The organism is Mesorhizobium sp. M1307 (genome assembly GCF_040318155.1).
Taxonomy (GTDB): Bacteria; Pseudomonadota; Alphaproteobacteria; order Rhizobiales; family Rhizobiaceae; genus Mesorhizobium.
Genome location: NZ_JAMYLR010000038.1, coordinates 28,511 through 48,224 on the forward strand (window position 1 = coordinate 28,511; position 19,714 = coordinate 48,224).

The 19,714-nt window shown below is 57.6% G+C and carries 17 protein-coding genes; 15 read left to right on the top strand and 2 right to left on the bottom strand.

Translation table 11 applies throughout. The features are described from left to right. Nucleotides 1–26: 26 nt before the first annotated feature. Both NKH16_RS27625 and NKH16_RS27630 read left to right on the top strand, forming a co-directional pair. Nucleotides 27–860 (top strand): O-antigen ligase family protein, encoded by an 834-nt coding sequence (locus tag NKH16_RS27625; RefSeq protein ID WP_352902860.1) that lies wholly within the window; start codon nucleotides 27–29, stop codon nucleotides 858–860. A gap of 83 nt (nucleotides 861–943) precedes the next feature. After that, the gene (locus NKH16_RS27630; RefSeq protein ID WP_352902863.1) at nucleotides 944–2,020 is read left to right on the top strand and encodes a glycosyltransferase family protein; all 1,077 of its coding nucleotides are present in this window, start codon (nucleotides 944–946) and stop codon (nucleotides 2,018–2,020) included. A 76-nt stretch (nucleotides 2,021–2,096) separates the two neighbouring features. On the opposite strand, the gene NKH16_RS27635 is transcribed toward NKH16_RS27630, so the two are convergent. Beyond that, nucleotides 2,097–2,957, bottom strand: a complete 861-nt coding sequence (locus NKH16_RS27635; protein ID WP_352902865.1) for a hypothetical protein — start codon at nucleotides 2,955–2,957, stop codon at nucleotides 2,097–2,099. Between the two features lie 351 nt (nucleotides 2,958–3,308). Between NKH16_RS27635 and NKH16_RS27640 the strand changes: the two genes are divergently transcribed. From NKH16_RS27640 to cysQ, 13 genes are all read left to right on the top strand, one after another. After that, nucleotides 3,309–4,133, top strand: a complete 825-nt coding sequence (locus NKH16_RS27640) for a class I SAM-dependent methyltransferase (RefSeq protein WP_352902868.1) — start codon at nucleotides 3,309–3,311, stop codon at nucleotides 4,131–4,133. Nucleotides 4,134–4,139: 6 nt separating this feature from the next. Then, nucleotides 4,140–5,111: an NAD-dependent epimerase/dehydratase family protein gene (locus NKH16_RS27645; protein ID WP_352902916.1), complete on the top strand. Its 972-nt coding sequence runs from the start codon at nucleotides 4,140–4,142 to the stop codon at nucleotides 5,109–5,111. Beyond that, nucleotides 5,108–6,283: a glycosyltransferase family 4 protein gene (locus NKH16_RS27650; protein ID WP_352902871.1), complete on the top strand. Its 1,176-nt coding sequence runs from the start codon at nucleotides 5,108–5,110 to the stop codon at nucleotides 6,281–6,283. Before NKH16_RS27645 ends, NKH16_RS27650 begins: the two co-directional genes overlap by 4 nt. A 22-nt stretch (nucleotides 6,284–6,305) precedes the next feature. Next, on the top strand, nucleotides 6,306–6,779 hold the full coding sequence (locus NKH16_RS27655) for a hypothetical protein (protein ID WP_352902874.1): 474 nt from the start codon (nucleotides 6,306–6,308) through the stop codon (nucleotides 6,777–6,779). A 342-nt stretch (nucleotides 6,780–7,121) separates the two neighbouring features. After that, complete coding sequence (locus tag NKH16_RS27660; protein WP_352902919.1) at nucleotides 7,122–7,565, top strand: hypothetical protein; 444 nt, start codon at nucleotides 7,122–7,124, stop codon at nucleotides 7,563–7,565. A 522-nt stretch (nucleotides 7,566–8,087) separates the two neighbouring features. Beyond that, nucleotides 8,088–8,897, top strand: coding sequence for a tyrosine-protein phosphatase (locus NKH16_RS27665; RefSeq protein ID WP_352902877.1), 810 nt, complete (start codon nucleotides 8,088–8,090; stop codon nucleotides 8,895–8,897). After that, nucleotides 8,897–9,685, top strand: coding sequence for a polysaccharide biosynthesis/export family protein (locus tag NKH16_RS27670; RefSeq protein WP_352902880.1), 789 nt, complete (start codon nucleotides 8,897–8,899; stop codon nucleotides 9,683–9,685). Before NKH16_RS27665 ends, NKH16_RS27670 begins: the two co-directional genes overlap by 1 nt. A 54-nt stretch (nucleotides 9,686–9,739) precedes the next feature. Beyond that, nucleotides 9,740–12,118: a GumC family protein gene (locus NKH16_RS27675; RefSeq protein ID WP_352902883.1), complete on the top strand. Its 2,379-nt coding sequence runs from the start codon at nucleotides 9,740–9,742 to the stop codon at nucleotides 12,116–12,118. After that, a complete protein-coding gene (locus NKH16_RS27680; RefSeq protein ID WP_352902886.1) occupies nucleotides 12,009–13,265 on the top strand; it encodes a tetratricopeptide repeat protein in 1,257 nt (418 codons plus the stop codon). Before NKH16_RS27675 ends, NKH16_RS27680 begins: the two co-directional genes overlap by 110 nt. Beyond that, nucleotides 13,262–14,578, top strand: a complete 1,317-nt coding sequence (locus NKH16_RS27685; RefSeq protein WP_352902889.1) for an O-antigen ligase family protein — start codon at nucleotides 13,262–13,264, stop codon at nucleotides 14,576–14,578. The genes NKH16_RS27680 and NKH16_RS27685 overlap by 4 nt, the downstream gene beginning before the upstream one ends. Before the next feature lie 346 nt (nucleotides 14,579–14,924). Then, the gene (gene cysD / locus NKH16_RS27690; RefSeq protein ID WP_352464033.1) at nucleotides 14,925–15,830 is read left to right on the top strand and encodes a sulfate adenylyltransferase subunit CysD; all 906 of its coding nucleotides are present in this window, start codon (nucleotides 14,925–14,927) and stop codon (nucleotides 15,828–15,830) included. Between the two features lie 2 nt (nucleotides 15,831–15,832). Continuing rightward, nucleotides 15,833–17,770: a sulfate adenylyltransferase subunit CysN gene (gene cysN, locus NKH16_RS27695; protein WP_352841107.1), complete on the top strand. Its 1,938-nt coding sequence runs from the start codon at nucleotides 15,833–15,835 to the stop codon at nucleotides 17,768–17,770. A 10-nt stretch (nucleotides 17,771–17,780) separates the two neighbouring features. Next, complete coding sequence (gene cysQ, locus NKH16_RS27700; protein ID WP_352902922.1) at nucleotides 17,781–18,569, top strand: 3'(2'),5'-bisphosphate nucleotidase CysQ; 789 nt, start codon at nucleotides 17,781–17,783, stop codon at nucleotides 18,567–18,569. 272 nt (nucleotides 18,570–18,841) lie between these two features. Here cysQ and NKH16_RS27705 read toward each other — a convergent pair whose 3' ends face one another. After that, nucleotides 18,842–19,663, bottom strand: coding sequence for a methyltransferase domain-containing protein (locus tag NKH16_RS27705; protein WP_352902891.1), 822 nt, complete (start codon nucleotides 19,661–19,663; stop codon nucleotides 18,842–18,844). Nucleotides 19,664–19,714: the final 51 nt, after the last annotated feature.

The window sequence follows — 19,714 nt, forward strand, 5'->3', positions numbered from 1 at the left end:
TGGATAGGGCCATAAGAAACACGGATATGATTCTTGTCATGAACGCGCTTTGCGTCGTCTTTCTGATTGGGCTCTATCTCAATAGAGACGTGCTCTTCGCGGCCCAAGGCGAGAGGATGTCTATGGACAAAATAAACCCCATAGCGATGGGGCATACAGCTTTCGCATTCTTGATATACTTTTTCCTTATCTTGGGAAAGACAAAAAAACTGACGATCCAATCTATGGTGCTTGGACCGATGTTATTGCTTGTTGTTGTATTCTCGAAGTCTCGCGGTGCTTATATTGCTGGCGCTGGATCTATATTGATATACATACTATTGCTTAAAGGCTCAAAAAGATTGTTCGCCGTTTTGGGAGCATTGGTTGTCGCCATGGCAATTTTGGCGACCAGCGGCGTGGAGCTCATCGACGTTGTCATTGCGAGACTTCAGACGATCAACGTGGATGCCGATCAATCCACAATGATACGCAGCCAATTGTTCGCTGGAGCCTGGAGACAGTTTCTCGAAAATCCGGTGTTCGGGCGTTATGCAGTCGAGATGCAGTTCAACTTCTATCCCCACAACATCTATCTTGAATCCCTGATGGCGATGGGCGCGCTGGGGTCATTGCCATTTGCGGCTCACATAGTCTTGGCGCTCAGATCGACGGTCGGTATCATTCGGTCCGGCAAATTCCCGCTCGCTGCAGTGCTGGCCGCCGTGCTGTTCATCAGGGAAGCGATCGCCGGCATGGCAAGCGGCAGCCTATGGGGAAATTCAGTTTTCTGGGTCACCTCCGCTCTGACGATATCGTTTTGGTATGGATATCAGGGATTCCTTGCCAAAGCTCGCAATGCGGAAATTCGCGCTTACTAAGGTGGAAGTTCCGGCATATCGGCTAAATGCCGTGTCCCTATCAGCACCCCAGAACCCGAGACCAAATTCAAATAGGAACTGCCATGCGTATTTTTCAAAATTCTGGCATCTCGACAAGTTATCGGGCCAGACTCACTGGGCTTACGGAGGGAGTTCGCGGGTTCGAACGTCAAAGAGAAGTGTTTCTGAACGACCGCTACGGGGCGTCGCATATTCTGCTGCCGGCGCTCGCAGGCAGCCCAGAAGCGTTTTTCACGAACGGAGATGACGAATCGCTGCAGCGGGCATGGGCGATCGAAAACGGGCTGGGCGAAGACGCATCGCTGGCCGATATCCTTCTTGCGCAGATCGAGCATCACAGGTCCGACATCTTCTACAATCTTGATCCATTTCGTTACGACGGCTCTTTCGTGCGTCGGCTGCCGGGGCATGTGAAGCGAAAGATTGCCTGGCGCGCTGCGCCTGGCAGGATCGATTTTTCGGGATATGATCTCGTCGTTTGCAATTTCCCGTCAATGCGAAGACTCTGGGAAGAGCAGGGGGCCAAGACGGCTCACTTCTTTCCGGCCCACGATCCGGAGCTCGATGCCGTTGCCGCAAACCGGAGCAGGGATGTCGATGTGCTCTTCTTCGGCGGCTACAGCCGCCATCACCAGCGTCGGCGACAGATTCTGGAAACGGTCGCGCGACTCTCCGACCGTCGCAAGGTCGTTTTCCATCTGGATCTGTCGCGCTATACACCGCTCGCCGAGACGCCGCTTGGCTGGTTCGGCCCTTTGCGAGCGGTCCGCCGGCCGCGCTTGATTCGTGCCGTCAGTGCGCCTCCGGTATTCGGCCGCGCCATGTATGCCGAACTCGGAAGGGCGAAGGTCGTGGTGAACGCCTCAATCGACATGGCGGGCCCGGACCGCGGCAATATGCGCTGTTTCGAAACGATGGGTGCCGGCGCGCTGCTGATTTCTGATGGCGGCAACTATCCCGCACCGATGCGCAATGGAGAAACCATGGTCGTCTATGACCAGCCGCAGGAGGCGTCGAAGGCAATCGAACGTCGGCTGGAGGACGGAAGCTGGGACAGGATCGGTTGGGCCGGCAATCGCGTCATGCGTGAGGAATACAGCAAGAAACATCAGTTTGAGCGGTTTGTCCAATTGGTGTAGCGGACGATTTGAACCTTCGTTGTAATTCTGGCTCTAGCCCAATACTCCCTCGCGCCTAAGTAACAAGCGAGTCAGCCTAGCGAATCTTGCCCTGCTCTCGAAGGAATTTTAAGGTAGCCTGCCACCACTCCGCTTTTTCTTCCCATTTCGCAGGCCCATCCCGTGGGCCGCCACGCATCGTGCCCCAGATCACGATTCCGTCGGCCAGCCTTCTGCAGGTGTCCAGTTGAGCATACCAGAGGTCGCCTGGCAGGAAGGCAATGGTCTTGTGAAACTGAGGCCATAGGAAGCAATAGACCGGCTTCCCCTGTGCTGTCCTTCGCGCTTCCCCGATGTTGGCTTTCGCGTAGGCGACCCAGGCATCCTTGTCGCCGTAAAATGTATAGAGAGAGGGGAAGAGCGCATCGACGTAAGGGACGAGAGAGGAAGCAACAACCGTGTTTTGCTGCTTCCAGTCGTTCAGGGCCGCGGGCCCATTGTGGCCGATCGCTCTCCAATGATCCCTGATCGGCAAAACACTATAGAGCCCAATCTTGACGTTCGGGGCCGCCTTTTTGAACGCGCCGAGCGTCTTCTGGTATTTCGCCAGGGATGATGCCTGATCGGGACCTTCCAACGGCCAGCTTTCGATGTCGATATTGAGGTATTCATTGGTCCTCGGCAAAGCCAGCGCTTGCCGCACCTGGCCGGCATCAGGAACATCCGGTCCGAGAACATGAGGGTCGGCAATCGTAAGATGTTCGAAACCAAACGCCTGGAAATTGGGCCCGCCGATGAACCGTATGGCTTCGAAAAGCTTGAACGGCGTGTGCGTCTGCGAGGTCGCGGGCACTACGCCGGCCAAAAGGCACAACATACAAAACACTGTCTTGAAAAACATTACGCTCGGTATCCAGCGTCGCCAATTGGCGAATTTTTGCGCGGCCGAAATTTGCACGATTTGAATCCCTATAAGCTGAACTTGACGAGTCGAGAAACGGTAGCGTAGCTGGGAGCTTCGGACAACGTCTTGACGGAAGCGTGATCGACGCGCCGCTGCAAGTTGATCGAGGCGAGGCCCTGTCTCTTTTAGAGTTCGGGTCATCCCTCTGGAATAATGGACCGCGAAGCATGAAGGCCTATGACCAAAGGTACCGTAGGGCTCGTCAACCTAGCATGGCGACGCACAGTGCGGGCACATCTGAAGGGGAGATCGAGATCGTCTTGACGCGTCCGACTTGCACATTTGTTGCTGGCAATCCGGCCCAGGTGATCCGGCAGATCGGTCGTCTCTATGCCTGAAATGGCCATGACCTGGGAAGATGCCGTTCGCTGGTGCATGAACGAGCCGTCGATGAAGGATCTGGCCCGCGCCGCATATTTCGATGATCCGGTTGTTGCGGCGCGGCGTTACTACGAAAGCGCGGAGTTTCAGGCGGTTCGGAGCATGATCCCGCGCAAGGCCGGCCGTGCTCTCGATCTCGGCGCCGGCAACGGCATCCTCTCCTATGCCCTGGCGCGCGAGGGCTGGTTGGTTACCGCCGTCGAACCCGATCCAAGTGCACTTGTCGGTGCTGCTGCAATCCGGACGCTTGCTGAGAAGACAGGCACGAACATCGATGTGATCGAGGCGTTCGGCGAAGCTATTCCGTTGTCGGCCGCCGGCTATGATCTGGTCGTTGCAAGGCAAGTGCTTCATCATGCGCATGACCTGCCGGCATTCTGCCGCGAAGTTGTGCGGCTCTCCCGCAATGGCGCGACGTTCCTGTCGTTGCGCGACCATGTGATTTCCGGACCGAAACAACTGGAACCGTTTCTGCGCGCTCATCCATTGCATCATCTCTACGGCGGGGAGAATGCCTTCACGCTGGCAGACTACCGCACTGCGCTCGAAGGGGCGGGGCTGACGATCGATTGTGAAATGAACTCCTTCCAATCGGTTGTGAATTATGACCCGACGACAGCAGCCGAAATTCGCGAGAGGCTCGCCGCGGCCTTCGGTCCTCTGTCGAGGCTCGTCCGCCGGGCGCTGTCGCCTCTGCCCTTCGGTGCCATTGCTGGAGCAGCGGCATTGCTTGACCGCCGGCCCGGGCGCCTGGTCTCTTTCCTTTGCCATAAGCAAGGGAAGGGTTGATTGGTGATGCGGCTGAAAGAGGCGAAACCTGTCTGGGTGACTGGAGCCGGTGGTTTCATCGGCCTTCACCTGTCCCGGTTCCTTGCCCATGAGGGGCATCAGGTTGTCGGCTTCGGCCGAAGACAAGCACCCGGATTCGTGACCACGACCGGCGGTGCATTTTTTTCCGGCGGCGTAACCGAGGAAGCGTTGAATGCGGCTCTGGCTGCGCACGGCCGCCCGGCGGCCGTCTATCATTTGGCGGGAGGCGCAACGGTTGGCCAGTCGGTTGCCGAACCACTGAGGGATTTTGAACAAAGCGTCGTTTCAGCCGCTTGTGTCCTTGATTTCCTGCGCCATCACGCACCCGATGCACCCGTCGTTCTTGCATCTTCCGCTGCGGTCTATGGTGGCGGGCATGTCGGCTCGATCAGGGTCGACGCCACGCTTGATCCCTACTCCCCCTACGGCTACCACAAACGCATGGTTGAGGAGCTGGGCCGGTCATATCGCGCGGCATACGGGCAACCGGTCTCGGTGGCACGGCTTTTCTCTGTCTATGGCGAGGGGCTGCGCAAGCAACTTCTCTGGGATCTCTGCGGCAGGCTCGCGGCAGGCGAAACCGACATTGTGCTTGGTGGCACCGGAGCGGAAATGCGCGATTGGCACCATGTCTCGGATGTCGTGCGATTGATCCATCGCGTCTTGCCCGCCAACGCGGCAAGCTTTGCCGTCTATAACGGCGGTGCCGGCGCCGCCGCGTCCGTCAGGACGATTGCCGCGATGGTCTTGGAAGCCTGGGGCGGGAACTATCGCCTCTCGTTTTCTGGGGAGTCCCGACCCGGCGACCCTGTCAATCTGATCTCCGATCCCTCCGGCGTCCCGGACGGACTCCAGTTGCAGGTGCCGCTCAGCAGGGGCATTGCCGGCTATGTCGATTGGTATCGTGCTGAAATTCTCGCCGAACCGGTCCACCGTCTGCGCTGCGCTGCGCCTTGATTACCGTCGGCTTCACGCTCATTGGCCGCGGATCCTGGTCAGGCGGCGAGTCCTATCTACGCAACATGTTGAGCGTCATCGCCTCCGAGTTGGGCGGTAGGGTTCAGGCGAAGCTGTTTCTCACACCCGAGCAGCGTTCAACTGTTGGCGCGTCCTTCGATCATATGTTGGCTGCGCCCGCTATCGTTGATGAGCGGGTGATAGGCGCCGGGCTCGGCAAGCGAGGGCTGATCGCACTCGCTGGCGGAAGCGATCGGGCTTTTGCCGATCTTATGGTCGCACACGCTGTCGATCTCGTATTTGAAGTCGCTCAGTGGTTAGGCAACCGATTTCCACTGCCGGTCATTTCGTGGATTCCGGATTTTCAGCACCGTCGCCTACCGCATCTGTTTCCGCGTCGCGCCTGGTGGCGCAGGGAACTCGGGTTCCGTCTGCAGACGTCCGGCAATCGCACGATAATGCTCTCGAGCGAGGATGCGCTCGCCGATTGCGGAACATTCTACCCGGCCTCGCGCGGCAAGACTGCCGTGGTGCGCTTCGCCATCGATGTCGATCCAGGCGCCGTCATGGCGCGCACCGAAGCCGCACGCCGGGCGCACGATCTGCCCGAGCGCTTCTTTTTCCTGCCCAACCAGTTTTGGATCCACAAGAATCACGGACTGGTTGTCGACTCGTTGAGGCATATAGACCGGCTTGGGGCGTTGGGTTCAGTGCCACCGATAGTCCTCACGGGGCGCACGACCGACCCACGCGATCCGACCTTGTTCAAGCGTCTGATGGGCCTGGCGCAAACGTATCGGGTTGAGAGCCATTTTCGACACCTCGGATTGATCCCCTATGACGACGTCGTCGCCCTGATGGGTGCAACGGACTGTCTGATAAACCCGTCCCATTTCGAGGGGTGGTCGACCACCGTTGAAGAGGCGAAATCGCTGGGCGCGCCCATGTTGCTGTCCGACATCCGGCTGCATCGCGAGCAGGCTCCGGACGCGCTCTTCTTCCCGCCGGACAACGCCGAAATCCTGGCGCAGCGTCTCCTTGAAATCGGGCGGCAGCCGACTGTTGTCCGCGACAGTGTCACCGTGCTGCAAGGCCGGCAACAGGTCCGCCGACGGGGTTATGCGGCAGCACTGCTTGCCTTGTTTGAAAAGACCAAAACCGCCGCGCGTTGATTGTTGAATCGGGAGTGAGGAATTGTCGATCGGGAAGATGGCCGTACTTGCGTTCATAGCGTTGGGGTTTGCGGGCGGCTTTCTTTTCATCGCCATCAACAAGGGAACGAATATTCGCGCACAGGCGCCGAAGCCGGTGGATGTCCCCACATCGTTCGATGGCAAGCTTGACGTCCAATCAATCGACGATCTGCGGGTCGCCAGCCGCAAGATCGTGCTGTGCGGCGTCGCATTTGCCAAGCCCCCGTCAATGCGGGTCATGGTCACCGAGTCCATGCGCCGGGACTATCAAGGACTCGCATTGACATGCAAACCCGTAGGCTTGGGGACACCGTGCGACGGCAATGTCGCGCCGAAATTCCGTGACGCCGTCGTCGTGCAGTGCGTCACCTCCGACGGTACGGATCTGGCTGCAAAGCTCGTCGAGGCAGGCATTCTGTGCGGGCAGCCCGCGCAGGCGGGCTCGACCTACAAGTCTTGCGCGCCAGGCTCGTAATTCTTGCCTCGAATGGAAGAAGGCTGGACGGACGATGTCACGACATTGTCGATTACAAGGGTTTGTGTAGTGTGTCTGAGCGACTGTGGCGCCAGATCGGTCGCCGGTAGCCCGCTATTAGCCGGCTGTAAAGATGGCTCGTTACGATATTCTGACGGTGTGTTCTATCAACCACACCGAAACCAAAAATTATCTCGCATATGCGAAATGGGTTGGAATTGGCGCAGAAAGCTGTTACGCGCTTTTGAGTACCTTAGCGGTTGTGCGGGCCTCAGGTAACGTGGGACAGAAGGATTGATGCGGATGAACCTAGTTTTGAAAAGTGCGTTGGCCGGAGTTGTTGTGTTGACCGGCTTCGCCCCGGTGTCGTCTTTCGCGCAGGACGGGTCGTGCACCTGTGCAACCGCCTATAACGGCGTAAATCCGATTGGATCGCTCGGCCGCGTCAATGGCGACGTAATGGTCTCGCAGGTGGCTGGCTACGGCCCGGCGCAAGCGGGCGGCGCGCTGGATTTCGGCAGTCGTGTCGTGGTTGGCGCCAAGGGCTCGGCTTCGGTTCAGGTCGGTGGCTGCAATCTGAGCGTTCCGGCGAATTCGACGCTTGATATCTCGCGGGTCGAGAACAAGATTTGCCTCAATGTCCTGGGTTCTGAGAAGACCGCTCAGACGGGCAATCCTAACACAAACAACAACACGCCGCTCTTCATTTTTGGCGGCATGGCTCTTGGGGCCGGTGTTCTGGCTGCAACGGCGGACAAAGATCACGGCCACGCCGTTAGCGACTAAGTCGGCCGGTAAATAGGGCAACGGCAGCAGAGGCGTGTGGCGCTTCTGCTGTGTCTGTTGTTGGCGACAGAGCGGCGCTGGCGTGTATGCTGGTATCGTGGCCGCGGTATCAGTAGGATCGGTTAGCCAAGGCGACATGCGGATGTCTGAGGCTGGCGAACATGCCGGGATGAAGGGCGAAGTGCCGCTCGATTTAGGAAAAATGGTCGAATCTCAATTTTCGCTGCTGCGTGTTGGTGCAAGTTTCGGATGCGACGTCCCGCAAACGCGACGATCAAAGTGAATCCTGTGGAGGGCGGCATGTGTGTAGCGCTCGAAACATAAGGCGCAGCTGTTGTCGGTGGTGCGGCGCTGATCATCGGCCTGCATGATGACGACAACTCTGTCCGCCAGTAGCCGGGATCTGGCATCCATCATATCGCGTGAACTTGACAAATGCGTCATTCGCCGTTTTGCGGGTGACGCATTTATACTTTTTGGGGATGACGTCGCCACGTTGCTTCGTTGCAGTCACAAACGCCCATGATCGATCTGCATTCCCATATCTTGCCCGGCCTCGACGACGGCTCGCCCAGTCTTGCCGAATCACTGGAAATGGCTCGGCTGGCAGTCGCAGACGGAACGACCCACATGGCGTGCACGCCACACGTGACACCGGGCGTTTACGAGAACGGAACATCGAATATTGTCCGAGCGGTCCAAGAGTTGCACCAGGCGCTGCGTAGCGCCGCAATACCACTTGCTCTCTACGTCGGCGCCGATGTTCATATAGCACCGGATCTTCCGGACCAATTGGCGGCGGGCAGCGTACCGACCTTGAACAGGTCCCGCTATTTTCTGTTCGAACCGCCGCATCATGTCTTACCTCCACGAATGGAGGATCTTGCCCTACGCCTCATAAACGCCGGTTTCATTCCGATTCTTACTCATCCGGAGCGTTTGACCTGGATCAAAACGAATTACGAGGTTATCGAGAGGTTGAATGCGGTCGGTTGCCTTATCCAGCTTACCGCAGACTCGATTGTTGGTGCTTTTGGACGCACGGCGCTTTATTATTCGGAAAAGCTGATTGACGAGGGCAGGGTGGATATCATCGCATCGGATACTCATAGCGCCACGCGCCGCCGTCCTGGACTTTCTAAGGCGGTTGCTGCTGCTGCCAAGCGATGTGGGGAAGACGAGGCCCGCAACATGGTGTTGAAACGTCCAGGCGAAATATTGGCGAACCGGCCCATCGAGGCGGTCGGAAAAGCACGTCCGAATAAAACAAACGCCGGCAACGCCGGGCGCTTTGGAGGATTGAGCCGCTTGTTCAAGGGCGGGATAGCGTGATGGTGATTGTTCGTTTCGCAAAAAGCAACATAGGCACAACACTCGCCTTGCTAGCTTCGCTTGCAATGTCGGCATGCACGAGCACCTCGTCGACGACACCCACTTCTTCGAGTTCGGTCGATGCGTTGCAATTGACGTCATCTTCGACGCCACTTGCGGGCGGTGGTGCTCTGCAGGTGGTAAAGGATCTGCCTGCGCCGCAAAACACCCAGAACGGCAGCGAGCAACCTTTGTCTCCGAATGATGTGCTCGAAGTGAATGTTTTCCAGGTAGACAATTTGAACAGAACCGTTCAAGTCGACTCCAGCGGACAGATTTCGCTTCCGCTTATCGGGACCATCACCGCCGCCGGGAAAACGGTGCGTCAGTTAGAGCAGGAAGTCGAAACCGCCTACGGCGCCAAATACCTGCAGTCACCCGACGTGACGATTTTCGTCAAGGAGTCGATCGGACAGCGCATAACCGTCGATGGCGAAGTCAATAAGGCTGGTATCTATCCGGTGTCGAGCAATTCTTCTCTCATCGACGCGATTGCCCTCGCTGGAGGGTTCAATACGATTGGAGATGCAAAAAAGATCTTTGTCTATCGCAATATCGGTCCAAACACATTGGTTGCTAATTACAATATGGAGCAGATTCGTGGTGGCAAGAGCCGTAATCCACGTATTTATGGTGGCGATAAGATTGTCGTCTTCGCTTCGAAGTCGAAAATCGCGATGGGCAACCTCAAGGACGCTCTCGGTATTGCGTCAAGTGCAGCCCGAATTGCAGTGATCCCGGGACTTTAAATCGAGGCCGGTCTGAATTTCGGAATACAGACAAACCTAGGATTACCTCGCGCCATGCTCGATCGTAACAGACAGCATCAAATTGCAGGACCAGGACACGGCCAGGCCCTGTCGGCAGACCTCTACTATGACGGTGCGCAAAACTATAGCCTCTATGGCCGCGACTACTCCGAACAGGACGAAGGCTTCAGTCCGCTAAAGCTGCTGTTTTACGCTGTCCAGTACCGCTGGCTAATCGCCATGATGGCGGCAGCTGGACTTGTCGCAGGCGTTATTGTTACCATGATGCAGACGCCAAAATATCAGGCCACAACGCAATTGGAGGTACTGGTTCCTTCGGCCAAGGTCTTCCAGGACATCGAGGTGGTCTCTGAAAACAGCGACTTGCGGGCCTTTCAAACGGCCCGGGAAAAGCTGAAAAGCCGCGCATTGGCCCAGCGTGTGGTGTTTCAACTGGGTCTGAGTGAAAAGCCCGACTTCCTGTTTCCCACCGCGGACTTTTCCCTCGGCAATATTTTCTACCGCGCGTTTGGTATTTCCAAATCGCCCTCCATTGAGGAGAAAACTCCGGAGCAACGCGAAGCAATTGCGATTGGGCGCATTCTAAGAGATCTCACCGTCAACGTCGTTCCCAACACGAGCCTGCTATCGATCACGTTTGTCGATCAGAAGCCGAAATATGCAAGTGATGTTGCCAATCAGGTGGCGCAAAGCTTTATTGACCAGCGCCTCGACCAGACCAGCGAAACATCCGACCTGGCCCGGCAGTTCATCCAGGAACAGGTTCTGCAGGTGAAGCAGAAGCTGCAGAAATCCGAAGAGGATCTGGTCGCTTATGCGAAGGATGCGGGCATCACGATAACCGGCGACGATAAATCGCTGATAGGCTCGAATATCGAGGCGCTGAACACCGCTCTAGCGACCGCGATCCAGGACCGTCTCGATGCAGGGCGGGTTGTGGACCAGATCGACAAAGGCCGCGGATCAAGCCTCAGCCCTGTCTTGGAAAGCAAAGGTCTGCAAGCACTCAGCGACAAACTGGCGGATCTAACCAGTCAATATCAGCAGAAACTGGGGATCTTAAAGCCTGGTTTTCCGGAAATGCAGCAGCTCCAGTCGCAGATCAAGGAGTTGCAGCGACTCTATGACAACGGCGTCCTGGCCATAACCGATTCGCTGCGCCTGAAATATCAGGAGGCACAGAACAAGGAGGCCGATCTGAAGGCCAAACTTGCCGAAATGGAAAAGCAGCAGGTTGTCTTCAATGATAAGAACATCAAATATACGATCCTTAAGCGCGAAGTAGATTCAAACCGGTCGCAATACGACAGCCTCATCACCAAGCTGAACGAGGTCGGTGTCAGCTCCGAACTCAAGACGCAAACCGCCGCAATCGTGGACTTTGCGACCCAGCCGAATAGCCCATATTCGCCGCGCGTGAGCATCAACGTCGCGATCGCGCTGGCGCTTTTCCTGGCTCTGAGCGCGTCCATCATCTATGTCATCGAGCTGTTGAACAACACCTTTACCAATCCCGAGCAGGTTGAAAAAGAGCTGGGACTGGCAATGCTCGGCATCTTGCCGCTTGTCGATGACCGGGAACTCGTGGCCGCTATCGCCGATCAGAAGTCCGGGCTGTCAGAGGCCTATCGCTCGCTTCGTACATCGTTGCAATTCTCCGGCGCGGAAGGCGCGCCACGATCGTTGGTTGTCACGAGTTCGGAGCCCTCGGAAGGTAAGTCAACCACTTCATTCAAGCTCGGACAGGATTTTGCCGCGCTCGGCGCAAGGGTTCTCATTGTCGACGGCGATCTCCGCAAACCGAATCTTCACCGCCTGTTTGGTCTGGACAATACAATCGGCCTGAGCAATCTGCTGACGAACACTGTCCGCAAAGAGGATCTGGCGAGCATTTTCAGGGCGACGAAATATCCCAACGTCACCGTTCTGACCTCTGGCACGATCCCGCCAAACCCAGCGGATTTGCTCTCGTCACCGAAGATGGCTCTTATCATAACCAATCTCGGCAAGCGCTTCGATCTTGTCATCATCGACGCGCCGCCGATCGTTGGCCTTTCGGATGCTCCTATTCTCAGCCGGCTCGCTGAGGGCACATTGATGGTCATCTCTACAAATCAGGTGACGCGCAAGTCGGCCAAAGCGGCGTTGAAGCGCATGCGAGCCGCCGGTGCCAATGTGGTTGGGGCCGCGATGTCCAAATTTGCGGTGAACAAGTTCGACTACAACTACGCCTACAAGTACATGAACTACCAATATTACAACTACGGCGCGGATACAGCGAAGATTGAGGGCAACGTGGATCATGGAGCAGACCAGCCCGCTTATGCAAAATCTCCGGCGTTCAAGCGTTTGGTTCGTCGCATCCGTTCTAGTATTGGCGGCTTCGTCGATCGGGCTAAGTCGGTTACTTGAGACGGAAACGCCAGCCGTTTCTCTTGCGCTGGATCCGCTGAACGTCGATGCGCTGATAAGCGAGATCACCAGCGATCTGAACGACACGAATAACGCTCCGGAACTTGAGGCCTTGCTTGCCAAGGCCAAGGATGCGCTTCGTTTCAATCTGGCCGACGCACGTCTCTACAGCCTGATCGGTGAGATCAAATATCGGCAAGGCGAGAAAGACGAAGCCTATAAGCTTTTCGATCAGGCCCTAGGATTGTCCAAGACGGAAATCCATGCGCTCCAGAGGTCTATCGGCCACTCGACCGAGACAGGTGATCTGTCAAGGGCTGTCGGCGAGATCGACACATTGCTGCGGCGATGGCCAGACCAATTTCCGGCGATCTCCGATGGCCTACCGAAAATCCTCTCAGATCCCGACGGATACCAAGCCGTGCTGACGGCCATCAAGGCGGAGGCGCCTTGGAGGGTCAGTCTGATCTACGCCCTTAGCAAAACCTCCGAGGGGCTCGATTTCGCAAATCGGCTGCTGCTCGACTTGACCGGATCAAACGCGCCACCAAATTCGGGCGAACTCAGTGCCGTCATCAACGGGTATTTTCGCCAGAGGGAATATGGACCGGCATATCGGCTATTTCTTTTCAGCCTGTCCGATCAAGAGCGGAAGCTGGTTGGATATATTTTCAACGGCACGTTTGAGCCGGTCGCCGGCGGCAAACCGTTCGATTGGCAGACTCGCGATCAATCGGGCCTGGAAATTACATTTGCGAAATCCCAGGATGCGGTGGAAGGCGAGAGTGGCGCGACGGTCCGGTTTTTGAACACACCGGTCAAGAACACAGCCCTTCAGCAGTACGTCGCGCTGCCCCCAGGCTCCTATAGGATTTCGCTGGTCGCCTCTGCACGCAACCTGAAGCTTCCAAAGGAGTTGTTCTGGTCGATCAGATGTCTGGGGCCGGCCGGTGAGATCGCACGGTTCAACATTCCTGAGGGCACATTTAACCGACAAAGTCTGAGTCAGGTTTTTTCGGTCGGGCCGACTGACTGCCCCATGCAACTGTTGACACTGCAGACGGCCGCCATTGCCGAGAGCTGGCGATTTCGATATGTCGGCACCTTGGTAATGCACAAATTGAGCATCGAGAGACTTCCATCTTGAATGACCGTTCGTCGGAATGGGATAAATATTTCCTCGGCTCGGTCTTGTTCGTATCGCTGCTGATCGGCGGCGGCACGGCAAGCGGCCTCCTTACCGACACGCTGATCGAAGTCGCGGCAATTGCCTCGGCGGCGGCCGTCTATTCGCAAGCTCCTGGCCAGAGAAGCCCCCATTCTGTTCTGTGGCTGTTGATCTTCGCCGTGGCGTTGATCGTTTTGCAAATCGTCCCATTGCCGGCAGCCATATTCAACGGGTTGCGGCCGGAGCTGTTGCTCGGAGATGCCTGGGTTGGAGAAAGCCGTTTTCGCTTCATCAGCGTTGGGCTCGGCCGCACGGTCGAATGTCTGCTTTACCTTTTGGCCGCGACGGCGTTTTTTTTGGCCGTATTGCGTTTGCGTGCCGAGCAGGTCAGCGCGCTCCTGCCGTTTTTCTTCATGGGCGTTATCTGCAACGGTTTGGCGGGAGCAATTCAATATTCGCTCTCCGACGATGTCGCTATTGTCGGGCTGTTGCCTTTTACGATCAATGCCGGGCTTTTCGCCAACGTGAATCATTTTTCGGCGTTGCTTTTTGTGTCTATCCCATTCGTTGTCTATTACGGTCTGTTCCGTGGACATCTCTTGGCTGGATCCTTCGGCCTGATCGCGCTTTTGCTGCTTCTTTTGGCCGCCGGTTCCCGCGCCGGTGTTCTGATTGGGTTGGCGATCACCGTGTTATCCGTGATCTTTCTCTCAGCCCGTTCGAGGGTGAGCGGGTTCGGCGTTCTCCTGATTTTTGTCGCGCTTTCGATCTACACGATAAGCGCCTGGACCAAGCTGGATGCACAGGCCCTTGATCCGGCGTTCGGGCGAGGAGAATTTGCGCGAAGCACAATCGAGGGCATCAAAGACAATTGGGCGACAGGCATTGGATTCGGGAATTTCCAGAAAGCCTATCAGATATACGAAAGAGCAGGCATGATTTTCAGGGAGTATGTGAATCATGCTCACAATGAATATCTTGAAATTACCTTCGAAGGGGGAATTCCTGCTATCCTGCTTATGGTAGGCTATTTCGTATTGCTTTTGATTGCATTGGTTAGAATTCGCCGTGACCCACTGCAGAAAGCGGCATTCCTCTCGGTATCTTTTCTTCTCATTCACTCGCTGGTTGACTACCCATTGCGAACCGGGGCGCTGGCGATGACCTTTGCCTATATGAACGCCATCATCTTTCACAGAGGATTTGCAGAACGCTTGAGCCGCAAGAGCGAGATGATCGAGATCGATCACAACGGTGACAAGCTACTTGTTCCCATCGAACGTTCGTCCTAGCGACCTCGTCGCCACGGCTGGTGCCGCCAGAACGTGGCCGACCGCTGTGAGGCGAGCCGGCTCCTGGCTCTCGGGTTCCGAGGCTCAGGCAACATTTTCCTGCCCCTACCAAGTGCAATCGCTCGCTGAGCAGAAATTTCCCAGTTTACCCATCTGCATGGAAAATTCATTCCCGAACCATTCGGCCGCAAGCCTGTCTTGCATTGTTCTGCGCAGGAACGATCTGCTAGAACGCCCCCACGAGAATAGATTGTCCGGAAGGCAGTTTGAATCGGGCGGCTGAAGGTCGCCTCCGTTGACGATACAAGCCCTTCCGTGGATGGGTACGAAAGAACGCTCGCAGTCCATGAACATCGCGCTTACGCACCTTCAGCGGCTTGAGGCCGAATCCATCCATATTTTTCGCGAGGTGGCCGCAGCCTTTGCCAAGCCGGTCATGCTCTATTCGGTCGGCAAGGATTCGTCCGTGCTCATGCACCTGGCGATGAAGGCATTCTATCCGGCCAAGCCGCCGTTTCCGTTTCTCCATGTCGACACGACCTGGAAATTCCGCGAGATGATCGCCTTTCGCGACCAGATGCAGCAAAAGCTCGGTTTCGACCTCCTGGTCCATGTCAATGAAGACGGCGTGCGCGACAACATCAATCCGTTCGACCACGGCTCCAACACCCACACGCATGTGATGAAGACGGTGGCGCTGCGGCAGGCGCTCGACAAATACGGGTTTGACGCTGCCTTCGGCGGCGCGCGGCGCGACGAGGAGAAGTCGCGCGCCAAGGAGCGCATCTTCTCGTTCCGCAACGCCCAGCACGTCTGGGATCCGAAGAACCAGCGGCCGGAGATGTGGAAGATTTTCAACACCCGCATCGCTGCCGGTGAATCGATCAGGGTGTTCCCGTTGTCGAACTGGACCGAGCTCGACATCTGGCAATACATTCTCCAGGAAGACATCCCGATCGTGCCGCTGTATCTGGCCAAGGAGCGGCCGGTCGTCGAGCGCGATGGCATGCTTATCCTGAGGGATGATGAGCGCATGCAGCTGCGGCCCGGCGAAACAGTGGAGAACCGGATGGTGCGGTTCCGCACGCTCGGCTGCTATCCGCTGACCGGCGCGATCGACTCGGAAGCCGACACTCTGGAGGCGATAGTCGGCGAAATGCTCACGGCGCGCACTTCCGAGCGGCAAGGTCGCCTGATCGACCGTGATGAAGCCGGCTCGATGGAAAAGAAGAAGCGCGAGGGGTATTTCTGAGTATGCGCCACATCATGGCCAAGAGCCTCGCCCCGACCGACGGCGTCCGCGACTATCTGGCGGCGCAGGAACGAAAGTCGCTGCTGCGCTTCCTGACCTGCGGCTCGGTCGACGACGGCAAGTCGACGCTGATCGGGCGCCTGCTTTCCGACACCAAGCAGATTTTCGAGGATCAGCTGGCCACGCTCGAGCGCGATTCGCGCAAGCACGGCACCACCGGCGACGACGTCGACTTCGCGCTGCTGGTCGACGGCCTCGAGGCCGAGCGCGAGCAAGGCATTACCATCGACGTCGCCTATCGCTTCTTCGCCACGCCAAAGCGCAAGTTCATCGTCGCCGACACGCCCGGCCACGAACAATACACGCGTAACATGGCGACGGGTGCATCGACCGCCGATCTCGCCATCGTACTGATCGATGCCCGCCAGGGCGTATTGCGTCAGACCAGGCGGCATTCGATCATTGCCTCGCTGCTTGGCATCCGCCACATCGTGCTCGCCGTCAACAAGATCGATCTTGTCGGCTTCGACGAGGCGGTTTTTGAACGGATCGTCGCGGATTACGCACAGTTCTCACGTGAGCTCGGCTTCCAGACGATCGTGCCCATTCCGATGTCGGCCCGCTACGGCGACAACGTTACCGGCCGTTCCGACAGGACGGACTGGTATTCCGGCCCGACGCTGATCGAACATCTCGAAACCGTCTCGGTCGACGAGGCCGCGGTCGAATTGCCGTTCCGGTTTCCGGTCCAATATGTGAACCGTCCCAATCTCGATTTCCGCGGCTTCGCCGGCACCATAGCCTCCGGATCGGTTGCGCCGGGCGACGAGGTGGTCGTCGCGAAATCCGGCAAGTCCTCCCGTGTCAGGCGCATCGTTTCGCATGGCGGCGACCTTCAGCAGGCTATCGCCGGCCAGGCCATCACCCTTGTCCTCGACGACGAGGTGGAAGTCTCGCGCGGCAATATGCTGGTGTCGCCGGCAGCGCGGCCGCAGGTCGCCGACCAGTTCGCCGCCAACATCGTCTGGTTCGACGAACATGCATTGCTGCCCGGCCGCTCCTACATCCTGCGCACCGAGACCGACCAGACCAGCGCCACCGTCACCGACCTGAAATACCGCGTCAACGTCAACGACTTTGCCCATGAGGCGGCCAAGTCGCTTGAAATGAACGAAGTCGGCATCTGCAACATCTCGACGCGGTCGCCGATCGCCTTCGATCCGTTTGCCGAAAACCGCACCACCGGCGCCTTCATCCTGATCGACCGCATCACCAACGCCACGGTCGGCGCCGGCATGATCCTGCATTCGCTGCGCCGCGCCGAAAACATCCACTGGCAGTCGCTCGATGTCGGCAAGCGCGCCCGCGCCGATATGAAGAACCAGCGGCCGGCCGTGTTCTGGTTCACCGGGCTTTCGGGCTCGGGCAAGTCGACCATCGCCAATCTGTTCGAAAAGAAGCTGTTCGCCACTGGGCGCCATACCTACATTCTGGATGGCGACAACGTCCGTCACGGCCTCAACCGCGATCTCGGTTTCACCGACGCCGATCGTGTCGAAAACATTCGCCGCGTCGCCGAAGTCGCGCGCCTGATGGCCGACGCCGGGCTGATCGTCATCGTGTCGTTCATCTCGCCGTTCAGCGCCGAGCGGCGCATGGCGCGCGAATTGATGGCCGACGGCGAATTCGTCGAGGTGTTTGTCGACACACCTTTCGAGGAATGCGCCAGGCGCGATCCGAAGGGCCTTTATGCGCGGGCGTTGAACGGCGAGATCAAGAATTTCACCGGCGTCGATTCACCGTATGAGGTGCCGGAAAAGCCCGAAATTCATCTCAAGACACTCGGCAGATCGGCCGAGGAGATGGTGGACGCCCTGGAACACTGGCTGAACGAGCGGGACATTGCCGAAGACCAATATGATAGCGGCGGCGGTATCTGACGACGAAGCGATGCTCGCCGTCTTCGAGCACCTTGCCTTGGCGGCAGGGCGCGAGGTGATGCGTGTCTTTCGTGTCGGCTGTGCGGTCGACCAAAAGTCGGACAGTTCGCCAGTGACGGAGGCCGATCGCGAGAGCGAAAAGATCATCCTTGCCGGGCTACGCGCCGCATTTCCAGAGATTCCATGCGTGGCCGAGGAGGAAGCCTCTGCCGGCATCATGGCGCCGGATCTCGGCGACGCCTTTTTCCTGATCGATCCGCTCGACGGCACCAAGGAGTTCGTCAACCGGCGGACCGATTTCACTGTCAACATCGCGCTGGTTCGCCATGGCGTGCCTGAGATCGGCGTCGTCTTCGCGCCTTGCACCGGCCGCTTCTTTTCCGGCCGGCCGGGCAAAGCGGAAACCATCGAGATCAATGACGACTACGAGATCGTCGATCGCCAGCCGATTTCGGCAAGGGCCGGTATGGTGCCGCTGACCGTCGTTGCCAGCCGCTCCCACAACACGCCGGAAACCGAGGCCTATATCCGCGCGCTGGGCGCTGCGGAGATCGTTTCGGTCGGCTCGTCGCTGAAATTCTGCCTCGTCGCCGGCGCCGAGGCGGACGTCTATCCACGCTTCGGCCGCACCATGGAATGGGACACTGCCGCGGGTGACGCAGTGCTACGCGCTGCCGGCGGCATGACGCGCACGCTGGATGGCGAGCCGCTCGCTTACGGCAAGCGCAACCAGAGCGATGACGAGGATTTCGCCAATCCGCATTTTATCGCCAGCGGGAAGGCTGCTCAATCCCCATAGACCTTGGTTGCGCAAACCAAAGGACCGCGTCAGACCTGACCGGCGTTCTTCGGATGCACGACCTATCGCCTCCGGTAAGCGCAGTTCCAGACCGGTGTGAAAGCGCAGGTGTGACGGTTTGACAGTAACTGCTGGCCGCGATCAGAGCTTCTCGGATCGATGATCGAATAGGGAACTTGGCTGTCGGAATGTGCAGCGTGACGCGATCCGCGATGCGCTTGCCCACAGTAGCGATGATCGCCACCAAGGATGGCGTCGGGAACTTCGCGCTCTCAATCCGAATTGTGTTGCTCGGGCCGTTCGGCGATAAAGAGAGTATCGGGGAGAAGCCCAAGACGCTCGCGATCGGCGGCAGGTATACGGTCTGAATGTATTCGAGCGACCGTAAAACCCACGTCCTCGATACGCTCCTTGATATCGGGTCCGTAGGCTCGCACGTGATCTGATCCGCCGAAGCGCTTGTCGCGCTCGCTCCGTGACATGGATGGCGTCGCTTCGAGCGTTTGACGATAGATAAGCGGTACTTGGATCCAGACCTGTCCTCGAGGCTTAAGGGATGACCAAACTTGCCGAAAAACATGCCGATCGTCAGGTACGTGCTCCATGACATGACACAAGACGACAATATCGAGATCGCTGGTGCCGTTCATGTTCATTAGGTCAACCTGCACGGTATCGGGGCCGTACCGTCCGGGCTCGATATCGCCTTTAATGAGGGTGCCCACCTGAGATAGTCTCTTTGAAAGCCCCTTCTCGCTCGGCGCAATCTGAAGAATTCTAAGCGGTCCCGCCGGAAGCCCGAGAAGCTTACGGTCTAGAGCACAAATCAAAAACCGCTCACGATCCAGGGCATGACAAAGCGGGCAAATAAGCGTGTATCGCCCGAAACGGTAAAAAGCCGCCACACCGCGATCGCAGGCATTGCAGTGATGAGCCTTCCTCGTCGGGAGGAGTGTCAGGGTGAGGGCTCTCAGCCAATCTCCGTACGAATCAAGTTTGCGTGTGACCCGCCGCGTTGTGATACGATCAGCATAGCTGCGAAAAAGAGATAGAAGTCGGCTTCCTCGAGCGTTGTTCCACGATGGTTTCAGCATGTCGGCCTTCTAAGGTATTTGACCCGAGGACCGATAATTAGCGCCCCCTGA